The sequence below is a fragment of the Staphylococcus arlettae genome (assembly GCF_025560845.1).
GTDB lineage: Bacteria > Bacillota > Bacilli > Staphylococcales > Staphylococcaceae > Staphylococcus > Staphylococcus arlettae.
This window is the reverse complement of sequence record NZ_CP094803.1, coordinates 2,605,130-2,622,757: the sequence shown is the minus strand read 5'-3', so window position 1 is coordinate 2,622,757 and position 17,628 is coordinate 2,605,130. Positions and strand designations below refer to the sequence as shown.

Sequence of the window (17,628 nt, the reverse complement as noted above, 5' to 3'; positions counted from 1 at the left end):
CGCCCCAAACGCACTGTAAATATTGTAAATGTTATTTATTCGTACGCTCCCCACATTAGCTTCAAGACTTGTGTGGGGATTTTTACACGCCTCTCTTAAATCCGATTTTAATTTCTAATTTAAATTAAATTGTTTAACGAATTAAAATGTTTTCAAATGTATTACATGATAATTTCTAAAAAATTACAATTTCGTTGTAATGAGTGATTTTTAATAATATTTAGTGCTTTTTATATCAAAAATTGATAATATATTTTTTCGTAAGTTATTAAGTAGAGATAGTATTGTTTAAAGGAACATATATAATATTTATAAATTGTACCAGCGCACAAATGTCAGACGCTATGAATTTTTAATGGCACTGACCAATTCACATATATGTAAGATAATGACCCAACATGTTAACTAGGTGCAACCAGTAGTGGTTGTCATACAGAGTTTCCTTTAAAAATAGATGAATCATGAAATGTTTCAGCATTAATCATGCTATATCACACTTAATATCAAAAATGACAAAGTAAGAGGTATAAAAATGATTAAAGCAACAATGCAAGATCAAGAAAATGATAAGTATTTACTACAAATTGTAGATGCACATGTAATGAAGCGCATAACGAAAGACACACAAGAAAGCGTGTACTGCTGTTTATATCAAAGTGATATGTTGACGTTAGACGCGCTAACTTCGTATACTAATGAACTAAAGGTAACAAAAGATTACATTGGAGCGGCTAACATCAATTCGACACTAACAGCTATGGGTAATGGTTATTACCAAGCAACAGTGGCATTATTTAGCCAGTCAGCACAAGAGTTACGTCATGCAACAGAACATTTAACATTACTAGATGTCACTACAGCACGTAATTATATGTTAACAGCATAAACTATAGTTACATTAGCCTATAATAAGTGAACACGAATAGAGCAAGGTTTGAGACCAACGTATAATATTGGTTTCTACCTTGCTTTTTATTTTTTTATAATGCTAAAAGTTAATACATCATAATTTTAAAATGCAATTTAAATATGTAATCATCTTAATAATAGGTTGTAAAATTATGTTTTTCCGATATGATTATTTTTAAAAGTAAATTATGATCTAGCGATTAAATAGATGTAAGTTAAGAGGGTGGGGAGTCTTGCAGAAAAAACGAATGAAACTGAGTACAACAATTATTATCTTAGTAGGTATTGTTGTATTATCGGCGCTAGTGGTGACGAGTATTTTAATTAGCAATACCGTCCGAGAGGCTGTGCGACATACTGCAGAGGAAAAATCTCAAGTTGTTTCACGGACGATTGCGCATTCTGAAATTGTAAAATCTGGTTTGCAACATCAACAAGATGAACAGAAAATTCAAGAGTATACGTCTGAAATTCAATCAGTGACAGACGTGAGTTTTATAGTAGTCATGGATATGAATGGTATACGTAAATCACATCCTAAGCCTGAGCGTATTGGCAAGAAATTTCAAGGTGGAGATGAATATCCTGTATTACATGGTCGTGCTAGTATGTCAGAATCGAAAGGAACACTTGGCAAATCATTGCGCTCATTTACACCGATTTATGATGGTGATGAACAAATTGGTGCTGTAGCAGTAGGGATACCAATGGAAAATGTGAATGAAGCCTTTGCCAATGCTAACCGTGATATAATTTTAGGTGCTATTTTTGGCATTTTAGTAGGTATTGTCGGTGCAATTTTATTATCACGTTATATTAAAAAGATACTTCACGGCTTGGAGCCATCGGGCATTGCTCAATTGTTAGGGGAGCGTAATACTATGTTGCAATCTGTACATGAAGGCATTGTGGCTGTGAACCGTGATGGTCGTATCAACTTAGTTAATAAGTCAGCGCAAGATATCTTTAATAAAGCAGGGTTGCCTTCAGATCCCATAGGAATGCCTATTACAGATTATATGGATTCGACACAGTTGCCTACAGTACTAGAAACAGGTAAACCAGAACACGATGAAGAACAAAATATTAATGGATTGAAAATTTTAGTCAATCGGGTTCCCCTCTATGTCAATAATGAAATTGTGGGTGCAATATCTACATTTAGAGATAAGACAGAGATGGACCAGTTATCTCAACAATTAGTGGGCGTGCAAACATATGCGGAAACACTACGTGCGCAATCGCATGAATTTCGTAACCGACTACATGTTATTCAAGGTATGTTGCAAATGGAAAATTATGACGACTTACAGTTGTATATTAATGATATTGTAGAACATGGGTCAGAAGAAGATGATAATATTGCGACACATATTAAAGATGCGGCATTAGCTGGTTTTCTTATTGGAAAATTAAGTTTAGCACGGGAACAAAACATTACTTTAACGATTATAAATAAAACGGTAATTCCTGAGCCCCAGCATTCCTATTTAACACATGAAATCATTACCATTGTTGGTAATTTAATAGATAATAGTATGGATTCGCTCACAACTGCTAGCACCAAATCAATTGATGTTCAGTTGAAATATGACTTAGAACATCTTTATATTGATGTGATTGATTCTGGTAAAGGTTTATGTGATGAGGTGAAACATAAAATCTTTGAAAAAGGTTATTCCACAAAAGGTAACCATAGAGGATACGGGCTGTATCTCGTGAAGCAAAGTATCGATAAAGTACAAGGGAATATTACGATAACAACACCAGAACATGCTGGTACGATGTTTTCAGTGACGATTCCTTATCCGGAAAGAAGGCGTGAACAATGATTCGAGTATTAATTGTAGAAGACGATCCCATGGTCGCACAATTAAACAAACAATTTTTAGCTAAAATTGAAGGCTATACGCTAGTAGCTATGGCGAATAGTGTGGCAGAGGCACGTGAACGGTTAACTACAGAAGTAATTGATTTAGTTCTTTTAGATGTTTATATGCCAGAAGAGGATGGCTTAGCGTTGTTAAGTGATATTCGTGCGCAACAACTACCAACGGATGCGATATTAATAACGGCAGCTACCGATGTGACTCAAGTACAAACAGCTTTACGCTATGGTGCAGTCGATTACTTAATAAAACCATTTGAATTTGAGCGCTTTAAAACAGCATTAAATAAATATAAGCAACATTATGATTTGTTACATGGTCAACAGTCTATATCACAGACGTCATTAGATCGTCAGTTATTGTCACAAACCCAAACACCAGATAATACGCAAGCCAACTTACCTAAAGGGTTAACGCAAAAAACATTACAAGCGATTATTAATAAAGTAAATGATTCTGGAGAACGTGCTTTCTCTACTGATGAAATTGCGGAAATGGCAAATATTTCACGTGTATCTGTACGTAAATATTTAAAATTTCTAGCTGATATAGAAGTATTAGAAGAATCAATGACATACGGTATCGGTAGACCGGTCTATTTATATACATTTAATAAAGAGAATATGTATATCGTACAACAATATTTACAATAGTTTTGAATGCCAAGTAACAATGGTAAACAGTGTTCTGTAGAGCGCAATAATTGTGTTCAGAAATAATAAGTAGAGCAAATGATAGCGCTTTTTTTAATTACAAAAAGATTATTAAACTTTCATAAACTAGGCTTCCCCTTTATTTAGCATTAGGATGAATATATGTTAAATGAGGGGGATTATTATGATTTCAAAAAGTGAAATGAAAGCGGTTTCTTCTGGGCTGGGAGACAGAGATGCAAGCTTATGGACGAAAATAACACAGCTTAAAGTGGGCGTAGTGCCATTACCATTATATATAACGTTAGCAATTATTATTTATGCAGCATCTGTTTATAATACATTACCACCAGATATGATTGGTGGTTTTGCAGTGATTATGATTATTGGAATTTTACTAGGCGACTTAGGGATGAAAATTCCTATTTTAAAAGATATTGGTGGACCAGCCATTTTAGCTTTATTGATTCCATCTGTCTTAGTATTTTTAAATTTAATTAATCCAGCGACTATGAAAGCTGTAACGACATTAATGAAAACATCGAACTTTTTATACTTATACATTTCGTGTTTAGTTGTTGGTAGTATTTTAGGCATGAATGGCAAAATGTTAATTCAAGGTTTCACGCGTATGTTTGTACCATTGATTGTAGGTACAGCATCAGCAATTCTTGTTGGTATCGGCGTCGGTTTTTTATTTGGTTATGATGTGATGCACACATTATTTTACATCATTGTACCTATTATTGGTGGTGGCATTGGTGAAGGTATCTTACCTTTATCATTAGCGTATTCATCTATCTTAGGTGAATCTGCAGAGTCATTTGTAGGGCAAATGATTCCTGCAGCAGTTATCGGCAATATTGTTGCTGTGGTATCAGCTGGTTTAATGATGAGATTAGGCGAAAAAAACAAAGCATTGTCAGGCAATGGAACATTAGTTAAATCTGACGGTAAAAATGATTTAACGGCAGAAACGCAAAATGAAAAGAAACCAATCGACTTTGGCTTAATGGGTGCAGGTTTACTTATCGCATGTAGTTTCTTTATTTTCGGTGGGTTAGCAGAAAAATTTATAAGTATACCAGGTCCGGTTATTATGATATTACTTGCAACATTTATTAAATGTTTACAATTGATGCCACAGAAAATGGAAGACGGTGCGCATCATTTATATAAATTTGTTTCTACAAGTTTGACGTGGCCACTTATGGTTGGTTTAGGTATGTTATATATTCCACTGGAAGATGTCGTGAAAATTGTAACACCAGCCTATGCTATTATTTGTGCTTCAGTCGTTATTACGATGGTAAGTTCAGGTTATTTTGTCGGAAAATTAATGAATATGTATCCTGTAGACGCAGCGATTGTTACAGGTTGTCACAGTGGTTTAGGCGGTACTGGTGATGTAGCTATTTTATCAGCATCAAGACGTATGTCCTTAATGCCATTTGCGCAAGTAGCAACACGTATTGGCGGGGTTTCCACAGTTATTGGCGCATCATTATTATTAAAACTTTTAAATTAATTAAGAAAATAGAACAATAAGGAGTATTAAAATGACTACACACACATATAAAACAGAAGCACTTGCACTACATGAACAATACGCAGGTAAAATAGAAGTCGCGAGTAAAATTGAAGTCAATAGCGAAGAAGATTTAAGCGTTGTTTATACCCCAGGTGTGTCGGAAGTCTGTAAAGCAATTGCTGCAGATGAAACGAAAGTAAACAAGTTAACATCGAGAGGCAAAATGATTGGTGTTGTAACAGATGGTACAGCTGTTTTAGGTTTAGGAAATATTGGTCCGAAAGCCGCATTGCCAGTAATGGAAGGGAAAAGTATTTTATTTAAATCTTTTGCAGGCTTAGATGCTTTTCCAATTTGCCTTGATACAACAAATACCGAAGAAATTATTGCTATGGTAAAAGCGTTACAACCTAATTTTGCAGGCATTAACTTAGAAGATATTGCAGCCCCACGATGCTTTGAAATTGAAGCACGCTTAAAAGAAGAATTAGATATTCCAGTCTTCCATGATGATCAACACGGTACAGCAATCGTTGTGTTAGCCGCATTACTCAATGCTAGTAAAGTAGTAAAGAAACAACATGATGACTTAAAAATTGTTATTAATGGGGCAGGATCCGCAGGTATTGCTATAGCTCGATTATTATTAGCTGCAGGCTACAACAATATTTCATTAGTGAGCTTAGAAGGTGTAGTGTGTGAAGGTGCAGACTGGATGAACCCAGCCCAACAAAACATTGCTACACAGACAAACAGTGCGCATATACAAGGTGATTTAAATGATGTCATTGTCCATGCGGATGTCTTTATCGGTGTATCGGGACCTAACGTTTTATCATCAGCACACATCGCTACAATGAATGAGAATCCAATTATTTTTGCTTTAGCCAATCCAGTACCGGAAATATATCCCGAAGATGCTCGTGCTGCAGGTGCCACAGTTATAGGAACAGGACGCTCAGATTATCCAAATCAAATTAATAATCTACTCGCTTTCCCGGGTATCTTTAAAGGTATTTTACAAGCACAGAAAAAAGATATTACCATGGCAGCAAAAGTAGCAGCAGCTCATGCAATTGCTGAAGTAATTGCCCCATCAGAATTAACTGCCGATTACGTTATTCCTAGCGCGTTAAATCCTAATGTAGTAGATGCGGTGGCAGATGCTGTAGAAGCGGCCGTGACAGAAGATCAAGCTGTCACAATGAACTAAATCTAGTAATAATACAAACTTATAACGGCACAAAAAAGTACCTTAGATTAAAGTACTTTCAGACTGTCGACAAAGTCTCTGACTTTGTTGGCAGTTTTTTTGTGCACGATTTCCGCTACAAAATCAGCTAATATAAGCACGCAGCATAAATAGTTTCATACGGGAGTATATCAATAAATTAATTCCTAACATTGTGCATTTCAATAAGTTATGATTAAATTAAAGAAAACGCTTTCAATAGAAATAAGGGGGATTATTTACTATGATTACTTTTATTGTATCGATCATTTTGCTAGTGGTAGGTTATTTCACATATGGTAAATACATTGATAAGATGTTTGGTCCTAATAAAGAGCGACCTACACCAGCCTATGATCAACGTGATAATGTTGACTATTTACCGATGAAAACGTCGTCTAATTCATTAATACAATTGCTGAATATTGCAGGGGTTGGACCTATTTTCGGTCCAATTATGGGAGCATTGTATGGTCCAGTAGCATTTATTTGGATTGTAGTGGGATGTATTTTTGCCGGTGCAGTTCACGATTATTTAACAGGTATGATTTCTATTCGTAACAAAGGGGCACATTTACCTGAATTAGCAGGGAAGTTTTTAGGTAAGGTCATGAAGCACTTTGTTAATATCTTCTCAATATTATTGTTATTACTGACGGGTACAGTCTTTGTGGCGAGTCCGGCATTATTATTACATAACTTAATGGATGGTCGTATTGCTTTAGGCATTATTATCTTTGTGATATTTGTTTATTATGTATTATCGACACTCTTACCAATTGATAAGATTATAGGTCGTGTTTATCCAATTTTTGGAGCCTTATTATTAATTAGTGCGGTAGGTATTGGCTTTAGATTGGTTCAAACGGGGGCACCGATTCCAGAAATAAACATTCAAAATATGCATCCAGATGGCGCACCAATCTTCCCGTTATTATTCTTTACAATTACATGTGGGGCCTTATCTGGTTTCCATGCGACACAAACACCGATTATTTCTAGAACAACAAATAAAGAGAAAAATGGTCGTTTTATCTTTTATGGCATGATGATTGCAGAAGGTATCATCGCTATGATTTGGGCTGCTGCTGGTATGAGTTTATTTAATGGTTACAGTGGTTTACAAGATGTCTTAGCACGTGGTGAAGCGGCATTAGTTGTAAGTGAAGCGTCGCATTTATTATTAGGTTCAGTATTTGGTACGATTGCTGTTCTGGGCGTTATTATCTTACCAATTACGAGTGGTGATACGTCATTTAGAAGTGCGCGTATGATTATTGCTGATTATTTAAATATAGGGCAAAGTAAAATTATGAAACGTATATGGGTGGCGACTCCATTGTTTGTTATCAGCTTTGGTTTAACGCAAGTAGATTTTACTATATTATGGCGCTATTTCTCATGGGCGAACCAAACGACTGCCGTTGTAGCATTATGGGTAGGTGCAATGTATTTACTATTAGCTAAGAAAAACTTTTGGGTGGCAGCTATCCCAGCTACATTTATGACATGGAATATTTTCGTCTATATTTTAAGTCAAAAAATCGGGTTAGGGTTAGACTTAACATTAAGTTATTATCTTGGCTTTGGTTTAACGTTATTATGGATTATTTACTTCGTCTACCAATATAAACAAACGGTAGCGCAAACGTCATTTGAATTAGATCATCAAATACCATATGGTCAAAATACTGTGTCGTCTTAATCGTTGAATAAATAGCTAAAGAGCCTGACCCTAAGTAGGGTTAGGCTCTTTAAGTATGTCTACAGGAAGTCTAAAAGATAAGTAGTAGACATCCATTTTTAAGTTGAGCTGTAATGTTTCACGCTAAACAATAACAGTTTTTAATCACTTATATAGATTACTGACAGATGGGAGTCGGTCAAAAATATAATTTCCTAAAAAGCTTGTGTCGTCGCACTTCGGCAAGTATGACTACAATTGAAATATGGCTAGGTCGAATTAATAATATCTCAAACTTAATTGTGGTTAATACTTTTGTTGGTGAAGTCCAAATTCATAATAACAACCCCAGTAATAACCACGACGATACCGATAACATTGACGACCGATAAAATTTCATTGAAAAAAAGTGCACCAATCAATGTAGTACCAGCTGTACCTAACGCTGCCCAAATACTATATGCTTTGCTTAAAGGTAATGTTTTTAAAGAAAATAATAAAAAGATAAATGCTATACCGAAGCTAATAATTAATATTATGCTTGGAATGATATTGGTGAATCCTGATGATAACTTCAACATTGAAGTACCAAAAATTTCAAAACCAATAGATAATAATAAATAAAGATAACCTTGCATGTACAATACCTCCTTAAAGCCTCAACAGTATGAGTCCGATAATAAGTAACATCAAACCAATTATCGTTTGACGTTGAATACGTTCTTTAAAAATAATAAAACCTACTGCCGCTGTTAAAGCAGTACCAATACCACTCCAAGCTGCATAAGTAAAACTGAGTGGAATCGACATTACTGTTAAAGACAAAAAATAAAATGCTAAAAGATAGCTGACAATGACACCAAGAACAGATAGTTTCTTGCGTGATATTGCGCTAAATTTTAACATCGTGGAACCGAAAATTTCAGAAATAATGGCACCTGCTAAATAAATAATTCCCATCACTTATTCCTCCTGAGCGAGTGAATTTAACATATCGAATATAATACGTTCCATATGAGCCATTTGTGCGGTATCAGCTTCTTCATACATGATAGTAAACCATAAACCATCACTCATTAAACGTAATTTTAAGATTTCATCAGGATCTCCTTGATCTTGAGCAAAGCGTGCTGACCATTGTTGTACTACTTTTTGCCATAACCGTAAGCTGTTTTTGTCTTCCTGCGAAGATATAAGCACAGCAGTTAATTGAGCGTTCGAGGATTGACGCAAATAATCTAGCGTAGTTAATACATAAGCACGGGTAAATACATAATTCCCAGACAACTTGGAGATATGATGTTCTATACTTTGTTCAAAATCTGCAATAGCCATTTCATTCATTTTTTGAATTAATGTGTCTTTATTATTGAAGTGATATAAGACACCACCTTTAGTGATATTAGCTTTTTTAGCTAAGTAATCCATTGTTAATTTTTGCATACCTTCTTCTTGAATAATTGTAGCTGCATGCTGTAATAATTCTTGTTTTTTATTCATCACGATACCTCATTAATGTTTACTATACTGACCGTTCAGTACAGTAAATTTAACATAGAATAATTAAGTACGCAATTTTACATGTTAAAGGACGATTGAGTTTAAGTTTTGAATGTGTGAAGAAATTTTATATACAAAAAGCCAAGTAAACACTTCTTATATGAGTGCTTACTTGGCTTTTTAAGTGCGTTTTATGTTGTTGATGATGATAGTTCGCGGCACATTTTAGGGATAAGGAAGAGATCGATGATCAGCCATATCCATAAGATAAATAGCAAACCATACCCAATGAAGATAGGTGATGTAACCCAACCAGTAAGGCCTAGTCCTACTTGCCAAATGGCGGTATTAAATTTTCGTCCATAAAACCGATGTGCCCCTAATTGACCAAAAAAGAACCAAAGTATGTATGCGATGATGAGTTTATTACGTTCGACTAAAGTATTCGACTGTGTATCTACTTCTGACATTAAGTGAAATCCTCCTTGATAACTCATAGTATTTATTATATTGACTGTTTTAACACTATAAAACATTAAAATAGGGGCGAGCTAGAAATCACTAGTTGTAGTGTGAATTCCTATGCTCGTCCCTGTAATGATGACTATAGAGCAAAATGTTGCTATAGCAATTGCTCAAGGTCATATATAATGAAATAGAAAGGATAGAATGTTGTAGTAAAGGGCTCAATTTTTACTACACAAGTTCAAATGTAAATGGCTAGTTTACTTTACTTGTTTGGCTCAAGGTTTGATCGCGAATGCACGCACGGGAAACCCAGGTGCATTTTTGGGTTTGGGGCTAATCGTATAAATGATTGCACCCCTAGTTGGGAGTTGATCTAAGTTAGTTAACAGCTCGATTTGATACGTGTCTTGACCAAGGACATAACGCTCTCCTCTAATATCTCCATATTTAGCGACATCTACAGAAGCGTCTGTATCAAAGGTTTCGTGACCGATGGCTTTAATGTTACGTGTTTCAAAGAGAAACTGTAATGCATCAAGGCCCCAACCTGGTAAATGTAATTGTCCGTCACTATCTTTATTTTCAAACTGTTCGATATTGGGCCAACGTTTAGACCAATCTGTACGTAAGGCGACAAAAGTATGCGGTTCAATTGTGCCATGTACTTGTTCCCATTGCAATATATGGTCTTTGGTAACGATAAAATCTGCATCTTGTGCAACTGCTTCGGAAAAGTCTAAAACAATTAATGGCAATACTAATTCTTTAAGTTCTAATTCTTCCAAGTAACGTTGGTGTGGCACAAAATGGATGGGAGCATCGATATGAGTACCATACTGCGTCACGAGATTCCAACGTTGTACAAAAAAGCCATGATCTTCGATGTTATATAATGTAGAAACTTCGGCTTTTTCAAACTCACTAAAGCGTGGGCTATGCTCATCAAAGGTGTGTGTTAAATCTACCCACTCTGTTTGTTTTAACTGTTCTAGTTGGTCCCATAATGGATATTGTGTCATTGTATCAATGCTCCTTTACTTAATTAAACTGTTGCTGGATCTTTAGATTCACGTAATTTTTCTACTGAATTGACTAATACAGTTAAGGCTTCACGTACTTCATCTTCTTTACGTGTTTTCAATCCACAGTCAGGGTTAACCCAGAATAATGAACGATCGATTTCTTGCAATGCACGGTGGATTGCAGTTGTGATTTCATCTTCTGTTGGAATACGTGGGCTGTGAATATCGTATACGCCTAAACCAATACCTAAATCGTAAGTGATGTCTTCAAAGTCTTTAATTAAATCACCATGACTTCTAGATGTTTCAATAGAAATAACATCAGCATCTAAATCATAGATGGCATGAATGATTTGTCCGAATTGAGAATAACACATATGTGTATGAATTTGTGTTGCATCTGCCACAGATGATGTAGATAGTTTGAATGAATGAACAGCTTTGTCTAAATAATCTGCATGGTATTCAGAACGTAATGGTAATCCTTCACGTAATGCAGGTTCATCGACTTGAACAATTTTAATGCCTGCTGCTTCTAATGCTAAAACTTCTTCGTTAATAGCTAAAGCAATTTGGTCTTGGACATCTTCACGTGGTAAATCGACGCGTTCAAATGACCAGTTCAAAATCGTAACCGGACCTGTCAGCATACCTTTTACTGGTTTGTCAGTTAAATTTTGGGCATATACTGTTTCTTTGACAGTTAATGGTTCTGTCCATTTTACATCTCCGTAAATAATTGGTGGCTTCACGGCACGAGAACCATAAGACTGTACCCAACCAAATTTAGTTACTAAGAACCCTTGTAATTTTTCACCGAAGAATTCAACCATGTCATTACGCTCAAATTCACCATGAACAAGCACATCTAAACCGATATCTTCTTGAATTTTGATCCAACGTGCAATTTCATCTTGTAAAAATGTTTTATATGCTTCGTCAGAGATACGGTTGTTTTTCCAATCAGCACGTTGTTTACGCACTTCAGTTGATTGTGGGAAAGAACCGATTGTAGTTGTTGGTAAATCTGGTAAGTTGAGTTGTGCGTCTTGTTGTTTTTTACGTTCTGCAAATGGTGATTGACGTGTATCACGCACTTGTGAAAAGTCATATTCTAGATTTTTAAACGCTTGGTTTTGGAAACGTTCATAACGTGCTTTTAACACATCAAATTTGTCAGAATCATTGTCATTGATTACACGTTTTAATGCATCGAGCTCATCTAATTTCTCAGTAGCGAAGCTTAAGCCTTCAGCAATCGTTTCATCTAAAGTTTCATCATCTAATGAAACTGGAACGTGTAGTAATGATGCTGATGGTTGCACCACTAATTCGGATGTATAGTTTTGTAGTGTTTCAATTAAGTCTTTTTTAGCGGCAATATCGGCAGCCCAAACGTTACGGCCATCAATAATTCCAGCGTAAATTGCTTTATCTTGGTCTAAATCACCAGCTTTAAGTTGCTCTAAGTTGTAACCACGGTCGTGGACGAAATCTAACCCAAAACCTTTAACAGGTAAAGTATTTAAAAACTTAATATTCGCACGTTCAAAATATGTTTGAATTACTAATTTGCTAGCAACTCCTGCTTCAGCGAAATAATCATAAGCTTGTTTAGTAATATTTTCGAAATCTGCACTTGCATCTGTCACAAGGACTGGCTCATCAATTTGAATATATTCAGCGCCAGCATCTACAAGTGATTGTAATACTTCTTTATATAATGGTAGTAACGTTTGAACTTTTTCTTCAAATGTTTGGTTGCCACCTTTTGATAGTTGAACAAATGTAATAGGGCCAACAATAACAGGATGCGCATTAACATTTAATGATTGGGCATAATTAAAACGTTCTAATAAAACATTGTGATTTAATTTTGGTTCAGCGTTATCCCACTCAGGAACAATGTAATGGTAGTTCGTGTTAAACCATTTAATTAAAGCACTCGCTACGTGTTCTTTATTACCTCGGGCAATGTCGAATAACAGATCATTATTAACTTCACGTCCTTGGAAGCGTTCCGGAATTATATTGAAGAGTAATGATGTATCTAAAATGTGATCGTATAATGAGAAATCACCGACTGGAATACTATCTAAATTATAATTTTTTTGCAGTAGTAAATTTTCTTTGTGTAAGTCTGTTAATTGTTGATTTAACTCTGCTTCAGAAATTTTGTTAGACCAGTAACTTTCGATTGTCTTTTTCCATTCTCTTTTTCTACCTAACCTTGGGAAACCTAAATTTGATGTTTTAATTGTCATAATATTGCCTCCTGTTTTGTTGAAGTGATGGTTTTCGAGTATGCTGCTAGTTCTAAAGAAAAATCTACACGTTGGAAGGGTGTAATCAGATATAAGCCGTTGAAATATTCATGTACAGTGTCGATAAGCTCTTTACAGATTGAAATGCTGAGCTCGCGTGTCTTTTCTTTATCGTTTTTAACTGCTTCAAATTGAGTTAATATTTCTTCAGATAGTTTTATGCCAGGTACTTCGTTGTGTAAAAACAACGCGTTGTTATAACTGGTGATTGGCATAATACCAATAAAGAAAGGTACATTTAAATGCTTTGTTGCTTCATATACTGCTTTGATTTTTTCTTTACTATAAACGGGTTGGGTAATGAAGTAATTCATTCCGCTATCGATTTTCTTCTCTAAACGTCGAATAGCCCCGTCTAGTTTACGTACGTTAGGATCAAATGCTCCTGCGATGTTGAAGTTCGTTGCTTGCTTCAGCGCATCACCATCAGTATTGATTCCTTGATTAAAACGTTGTGCGATTTCTGTTAATCCTTTGGAGTTCACATCAAAAACATTCATGGCACCGGGAAGGTTACCAATTTTTGAAGGATCACCAGTAATGGTTAATATCTCGTCGACGCCAATGAGTGACAGACCGAGTAAATGAGATTGTAAACCTATAAGGTTACGGTCACGACAAGTAATGTGTACTAACGGTTCAATATTATAATTTTGCTTGATTAGACTAGCTGCCGCGATGTTGCTGATGCGGACAGTAGCTAAGGAATTATCAGCTAACGTTACCGCATCTATATCGGCGTCATCTAATTTTTTGATATTTCTGAAAAATAAGCTTGTATCGAGATGTTTGGGTGTATCTAATTCAACAATAATAGTTGGACGTTGTTTCACTTTAGTAGTTAAATTAACTTTGGAACTTGTCGTTGTTGTTTTAGTTTGGTGTTTAGTTATAGGAATAATATCTTTATGTGTAACAGGTTTTAAGTCTTTAATAGATGACTTAATAAATTTAATATGTTCGGGTGTTGTACCACAACAACCACCGATCAGGCGAACGCCTTCATTTATTAATTTTTGAGCGACGCTACCAAAATATTCAGCGTTATCACTATATTTAAATTCACTGTTATCGATATCTAATAGACTCGCGTTTGGATAACAAGATAAGTAACCGTCATCCGGTAATTCAATATGTGAAAAAGATTGCTGCATATGGTGAGGTCCATGATGACAATTTAATCCTACAACATCGGCGCCACTGGCTTTAAGTTGTTGTAATGCGCTATTGATTTCTGAACCATCACGTAAATAATTGGTATTAGAAGCTGTTAGTTGAGCGACGATAGGAATATCATATTTACGACGTGTCGCTTGAATGATATTTGTTAGTTCTTCTAAATCATAATACGTCTCGAAGAGTAAACCATCAACGCCAGCTTCTACTAAAGTATCGACTTGAATGCCTGTATGGTATTGGATGGCAGATAAGCTTAAGTCCTCTTGGCGCACACCTCGAAAGCCGCCAACGGTACCTAAGATATACGTATCATCATTGGCAGCCTGTTGAGCAATTTTAACGGCAGCCTGATGTATGTCCTTCACTTTATGTTCTAATCCGTAAGCTTTGAGCTTCTCGAAATTAGCTCCATACGTATTGGTCTGAATAATGTCAGCGCCAGCATCTATATATGAACGATGAATATGTTCGACTTTTTCTGGATGGCTGAGATTATATGCTTCAGGACAAGTATCTAAGCCTTCAGAATAAAGTATTGTTCCCATCGCGCCGTCAGCGATGAGTATGTTGTGTTTGAGTGCTTGTAACAGTTGAGTCATTAAAAGCCTCCTTAAATGCGTAGTTAAAGTCAGCGATAAGTTCATCTGGGTCTTCTAGACCAACACTTAGTCTAAACAGACCAAAGGTAATATTGCGTGCTTCACGTACATCTTGAGGCACTGCTGCGTGTGACATTGTGGCTGGGTGTGACAAGATCGTTTCAACACCGCCTAGACTGACTGAAACAAGTGGTAGTGACAATGCGTCTACAAAAGCTTGTGCTTTATTTTCATCTTTTAAACGGAAACCGAGCACAGCACCGCCATGTTTAGCTTGTGCTAAATGTGTCTCATTATGTCCCGGGTAATAAACTTCTGCGACTTCATCGCGTTCTGATAAGAATGTAACTAATTGTTGCGCGTTACTTACAGATTGATTAAAGCGTACAGGTAAAGTTTTTAAATGTTTAGCCAATGTCCAACTATCTTGTGCAGATAAGGCATTACCTGTACCGTTTTGTAATAAGTACAACGCATCTGCGACAGCTTTATTATTAGTAATAGCGACTCCAGCAATAATATCGCTATGACCACCTAAAAATTTAGTAGCACTGTGAACAACGATATCTGCACCTAATGTCAATGGAGATTGTCCTAGTGGTGTCATAAAGGTATTGTCAACTGCTACTAGTAAATCACGTGCTTGTGCTAATTGAGCAACTGCTTTAATATCAGTGATTTTAAATAGTGGGTTGGATGGTGTTTCTAAATAAATCAATTTAGTTTGTGACTCAATTGCATCTTCAATTGCCGTAACGTCTGTTGTATCTACAGTAGTGAATCGTATATTAAAGCGTGTTAAAATTTGTTCTGTTAAACGGAACGTACCTCCGTATACATCATCAGGTAAAATGACGTGATCGCCACTATTAAGCGTGAGTAAGACTGATGAAATAGCCGCAATACCTGAAGCATAAGCAAAGGCGTAGTCAGCCCCTTCTAGTTTAGCTAGTTTTTCTTCTAATAAATTACGGTTAGGGTTGCCACTGCGTGCATAATCATATGTTGCATCGCCACCTAGTACTTGTTGATGGAACGTTGATGAATCATATAATGGTGGGTTTGCTGAATCATAGTCCTGTCCACGGTGTGCATCATATATTACTTCTGTTTCTTTTGATAAAGTCATGAAATCACTCCTACTTTAGATTTTTCTAATGCTTGAATAATATCTGCTTCGATATCTTCATAGTTTTCAACGCCAATAGATAAACGGATTAAATATTCGTCAATGCCACGTTTATCTTTTTCTACATCGGGCATATCAACATGTGTTTGTGTATATGGGAAGGTAATCAATGTCTCAGTACCACCTAAGCTTTCTGCGAAGATACAAACATCAATGTTTTCTAAAAATTTGGCAACGCTATAGTCTTTGTGTAAACGTAAACTCATCATACCGGTGCGGCCGCTGTATAATACTTCAGAGATTGATGATAACGTCGAACATCGCTCTGCAAGTCGTTTGGCATTTTCTTCTGAACGATCTAAGCGTAAATGTAATGTTTTTAGACCTCGTTGTAATAAATAACTATCGATTGGTGATAATGTCGCTCCAATCATATTGTGTAAGGCGTTAAAGTCTTCAGCGAGTTGTGGGTCTTTAACTGTGACGATGCCGCCTAAGACGTCGTTATGACCTCCGATATATTTAGTACCTGAATGTAAAACAATGTCTGCACCTTCCTCTAATGGTGTTGAAAGATAAGGTGTTAAGAACGTATTATCAATAATAGTTAACAAGTTACGCTCTTGGCTTAAAATATAGTAAGGTTCAAGGTCGACCTCTAACATTAAAGGATTTGATATTGGTTCAATAAAAAGTGCACGTGTTTGTGGTGTTAGTGCTTGTTGTACTTCTTCGTAATTTAAAAAGTCGACATATTTAAATTTCACGCCATATTGTTGTTCATAAAAATCAAATAGTCTAAATGTACCTCCGTACAAATCAAAAGATACGAGCACCTCATCTCCTGGTTTGAAAATATTACAAACGAGTTGAATTGCTGCCATACCGCTAGACGTTGCATAGGAAGCTATACCGCGTTCTAATTTAGCAAACGCTTCTTCAAATGCTGAACGTGTAGGGTTTTTCGTTCTTGTATAATCAAAACCCGTCGATTCTCCCAAATGCGGATGCTGATATGCAGTTGATAAATAAATAGGGTTGGCGATAGAGCCAGTAACATCTTGTGTTAATGCGATTTGAGCCAATTCAGTATTTTTCATAATATATAACCTCCTAAAAAATAAAAAAGCTTCCGTCCTTTAGACCCGAAAAATTCGGATATAAAGGACGAAAGCTTGCTTCGTGGTACCACCTTAGTTTGTTGTTTTATTGCTAAAACAACCTTATCCAGTACGCTAACAGCTGCTGCACAGATATTTTGCCTCCTTTTGGATAGGTCAAAATAATGGAAGATAATTCCATATCGGCATGTAACTGATGTTAATACTGTATCGCTATAACGGGCGATCCCGATGATGCCTCATATTGGCACCAGCACTCAAAGGCCATTTTCAAACTCGCTTTCTGTGTCTTCTTTCAGCAACTGAAGACTCTCTGTGCCAGCAGGGCTAGTTCTACTTTCCTTATTACAGTGTTTAGCTATTTGTTTTAACTGATAAATCATAGCTTA

The 17,628-nt window shown here is 36.0% G+C and carries 15 protein-coding genes and 1 other annotated feature; of the genes, 6 read left to right on the top strand and 9 right to left on the bottom strand.

The window, feature by feature from the left end; all coding sequences use genetic code 11:
• Positions 1 to 532: 532 nt before the first annotated feature.
• From MUA37_RS12860 to MUA37_RS12835, 6 genes are all read left to right on the top strand, one after another.
• Positions 533 to 886, top strand: a complete 354-nt coding sequence (locus MUA37_RS12860; RefSeq protein WP_002509677.1) for a hypothetical protein — start codon at positions 533 to 535, stop codon at positions 884 to 886.
• Between the two features lie 256 nt (positions 887 to 1,142).
• Positions 1,143 to 2,741 (top strand): DcuS/MalK family sensor histidine kinase, encoded by a 1,599-nt coding sequence (gene dcuS / locus MUA37_RS12855; protein ID WP_193325275.1) that lies wholly within the window; start codon positions 1,143 to 1,145, stop codon positions 2,739 to 2,741.
• Positions 2,738 to 3,451 (top strand): response regulator, encoded by a 714-nt coding sequence (locus tag MUA37_RS12850; protein WP_002509676.1) that lies wholly within the window; start codon positions 2,738 to 2,740, stop codon positions 3,449 to 3,451. Before dcuS ends, MUA37_RS12850 begins: the two co-directional genes overlap by 4 nt.
• Positions 3,452 to 3,635: 184 nt before the next feature.
• On the top strand, positions 3,636 to 4,979 hold the full coding sequence (locus MUA37_RS12845) for a 2-hydroxycarboxylate transporter family protein (RefSeq protein ID WP_002509675.1): 1,344 nt from the start codon (positions 3,636 to 3,638) through the stop codon (positions 4,977 to 4,979).
• Positions 4,980 to 5,010: 31 nt separating this feature from the next.
• Entirely contained in the window at positions 5,011 to 6,195 is a 1,185-nt protein-coding gene (locus MUA37_RS12840) for an NAD(P)-dependent malic enzyme (protein ID WP_002509674.1), read from the top strand.
• A gap of 262 nt (positions 6,196 to 6,457) precedes the next feature.
• Complete coding sequence (locus MUA37_RS12835; RefSeq protein WP_262624695.1) at positions 6,458 to 7,918, top strand: carbon starvation CstA family protein; 1,461 nt, start codon at positions 6,458 to 6,460, stop codon at positions 7,916 to 7,918.
• Between the two features lie 275 nt (positions 7,919 to 8,193).
• On the opposite strand, the gene MUA37_RS12830 is transcribed toward MUA37_RS12835, so the two are convergent.
• The 9 genes from MUA37_RS12830 to MUA37_RS12790 all read right to left on the bottom strand — a co-directional run bounded on the left by MUA37_RS12830 (position 8,194) and on the right by MUA37_RS12790 (position 17,218).
• Positions 8,194 to 8,535 carry a DMT family transporter gene (locus MUA37_RS12830; protein ID WP_002509672.1) on the bottom strand — a complete coding sequence of 114 codons (342 nt, stop codon included), beginning with the start codon at positions 8,533 to 8,535 and terminating at the stop codon, positions 8,194 to 8,196.
• A gap of 13 nt (positions 8,536 to 8,548) precedes the next feature.
• Positions 8,549 to 8,860, bottom strand: a complete 312-nt coding sequence (locus MUA37_RS12825) for a DMT family transporter (protein ID WP_031266689.1) — start codon at positions 8,858 to 8,860, stop codon at positions 8,549 to 8,551.
• On the bottom strand, positions 8,861 to 9,397 hold the full coding sequence (locus MUA37_RS12820) for a TetR/AcrR family transcriptional regulator (RefSeq protein ID WP_142020046.1): 537 nt from the start codon (positions 9,395 to 9,397) through the stop codon (positions 8,861 to 8,863).
• A gap of 191 nt (positions 9,398 to 9,588) precedes the next feature.
• Positions 9,589 to 9,867: a TM2 domain-containing protein gene (locus MUA37_RS12815; protein WP_002509669.1), complete on the bottom strand. Its 279-nt coding sequence runs from the start codon at positions 9,865 to 9,867 to the stop codon at positions 9,589 to 9,591.
• Between the two features lie 273 nt (positions 9,868 to 10,140).
• Positions 10,141 to 10,884 carry a cyclase family protein gene (locus MUA37_RS12810; protein ID WP_103388630.1) on the bottom strand — a complete coding sequence of 248 codons (744 nt, stop codon included), beginning with the start codon at positions 10,882 to 10,884 and terminating at the stop codon, positions 10,141 to 10,143.
• Positions 10,885 to 10,907: 23 nt separating this feature from the next.
• Positions 10,908 to 13,154 carry a 5-methyltetrahydropteroyltriglutamate--homocysteine S-methyltransferase gene (metE, locus tag MUA37_RS12805; protein WP_031266687.1) on the bottom strand — a complete coding sequence of 749 codons (2,247 nt, stop codon included), beginning with the start codon at positions 13,152 to 13,154 and terminating at the stop codon, positions 10,908 to 10,910.
• Complete coding sequence (locus tag MUA37_RS12800) at positions 13,148 to 14,989, bottom strand: bifunctional homocysteine S-methyltransferase/methylenetetrahydrofolate reductase (RefSeq protein WP_002509666.1); 1,842 nt, start codon at positions 14,987 to 14,989, stop codon at positions 13,148 to 13,150. Before MUA37_RS12800 ends, metE begins: the two co-directional genes overlap by 7 nt.
• Positions 14,943 to 16,118: a cystathionine beta-lyase MetC gene (gene metC, locus MUA37_RS12795; protein ID WP_021459378.1), complete on the bottom strand. Its 1,176-nt coding sequence runs from the start codon at positions 16,116 to 16,118 to the stop codon at positions 14,943 to 14,945. The genes MUA37_RS12800 and metC overlap by 47 nt, the downstream gene beginning before the upstream one ends.
• On the bottom strand, positions 16,115 to 17,218 hold the full coding sequence (locus MUA37_RS12790; RefSeq protein ID WP_193325272.1) for a PLP-dependent transferase: 1,104 nt from the start codon (positions 17,216 to 17,218) through the stop codon (positions 16,115 to 16,117). Before MUA37_RS12790 ends, metC begins: the two co-directional genes overlap by 4 nt.
• Before the next feature lie 60 nt (positions 17,219 to 17,278).
• Positions 17,279 to 17,597 (bottom strand) — a binding site (T-box leader).
• Positions 17,598 to 17,628: the final 31 nt, after the last annotated feature.

Excerpts from the sequence above, each read along its gene's own strand:
- MUA37_RS12860 (WP_002509677.1), top strand. The coding sequence starts at position 533 with ATGATTAAAGCAACAATGCAAGATCAAGAAAATGATAAGTATTTACTA.
- MUA37_RS12850 (WP_002509676.1), top strand. The coding sequence starts at position 2,738 with ATGATTCGAGTATTAATTGTAGAAGACGATCCCATGGTCGCACAATTA.
- MUA37_RS12845 (WP_002509675.1), top strand. The coding sequence starts at position 3,636 with ATGATTTCAAAAAGTGAAATGAAAGCGGTTTCTTCTGGGCTGGGAGAC.
- MUA37_RS12840 (WP_002509674.1), top strand. The coding sequence starts at position 5,011 with ATGACTACACACACATATAAAACAGAAGCACTTGCACTACATGAACAA.
- MUA37_RS12835 (WP_262624695.1), top strand. The coding sequence starts at position 6,458 with ATGATTACTTTTATTGTATCGATCATTTTGCTAGTGGTAGGTTATTTC.
- MUA37_RS12830 (WP_002509672.1), bottom strand. The coding sequence starts at position 8,535 with ATGCAAGGTTATCTTTATTTATTATTATCTATTGGTTTTGAAATTTTT.
- MUA37_RS12820 (WP_142020046.1), bottom strand. The coding sequence starts at position 9,397 with ATGAATAAAAAACAAGAATTATTACAGCATGCAGCTACAATTATTCAA.
- MUA37_RS12815 (WP_002509669.1), bottom strand. The coding sequence starts at position 9,867 with ATGTCAGAAGTAGATACACAGTCGAATACTTTAGTCGAACGTAATAAA.
- MUA37_RS12810 (WP_103388630.1), bottom strand. The coding sequence starts at position 10,884 with ATGACACAATATCCATTATGGGACCAACTAGAACAGTTAAAACAAACA.
- MUA37_RS12800 (WP_002509666.1), bottom strand. The coding sequence starts at position 14,989 with ATGACTCAACTGTTACAAGCACTCAAACACAACATACTCATCGCTGAC.
- metC (WP_021459378.1), bottom strand. The coding sequence starts at position 16,118 with ATGACTTTATCAAAAGAAACAGAAGTAATATATGATGCACACCGTGGA.
- MUA37_RS12790 (WP_193325272.1), bottom strand. The coding sequence starts at position 17,218 with ATGAAAAATACTGAATTGGCTCAAATCGCATTAACACAAGATGTTACT.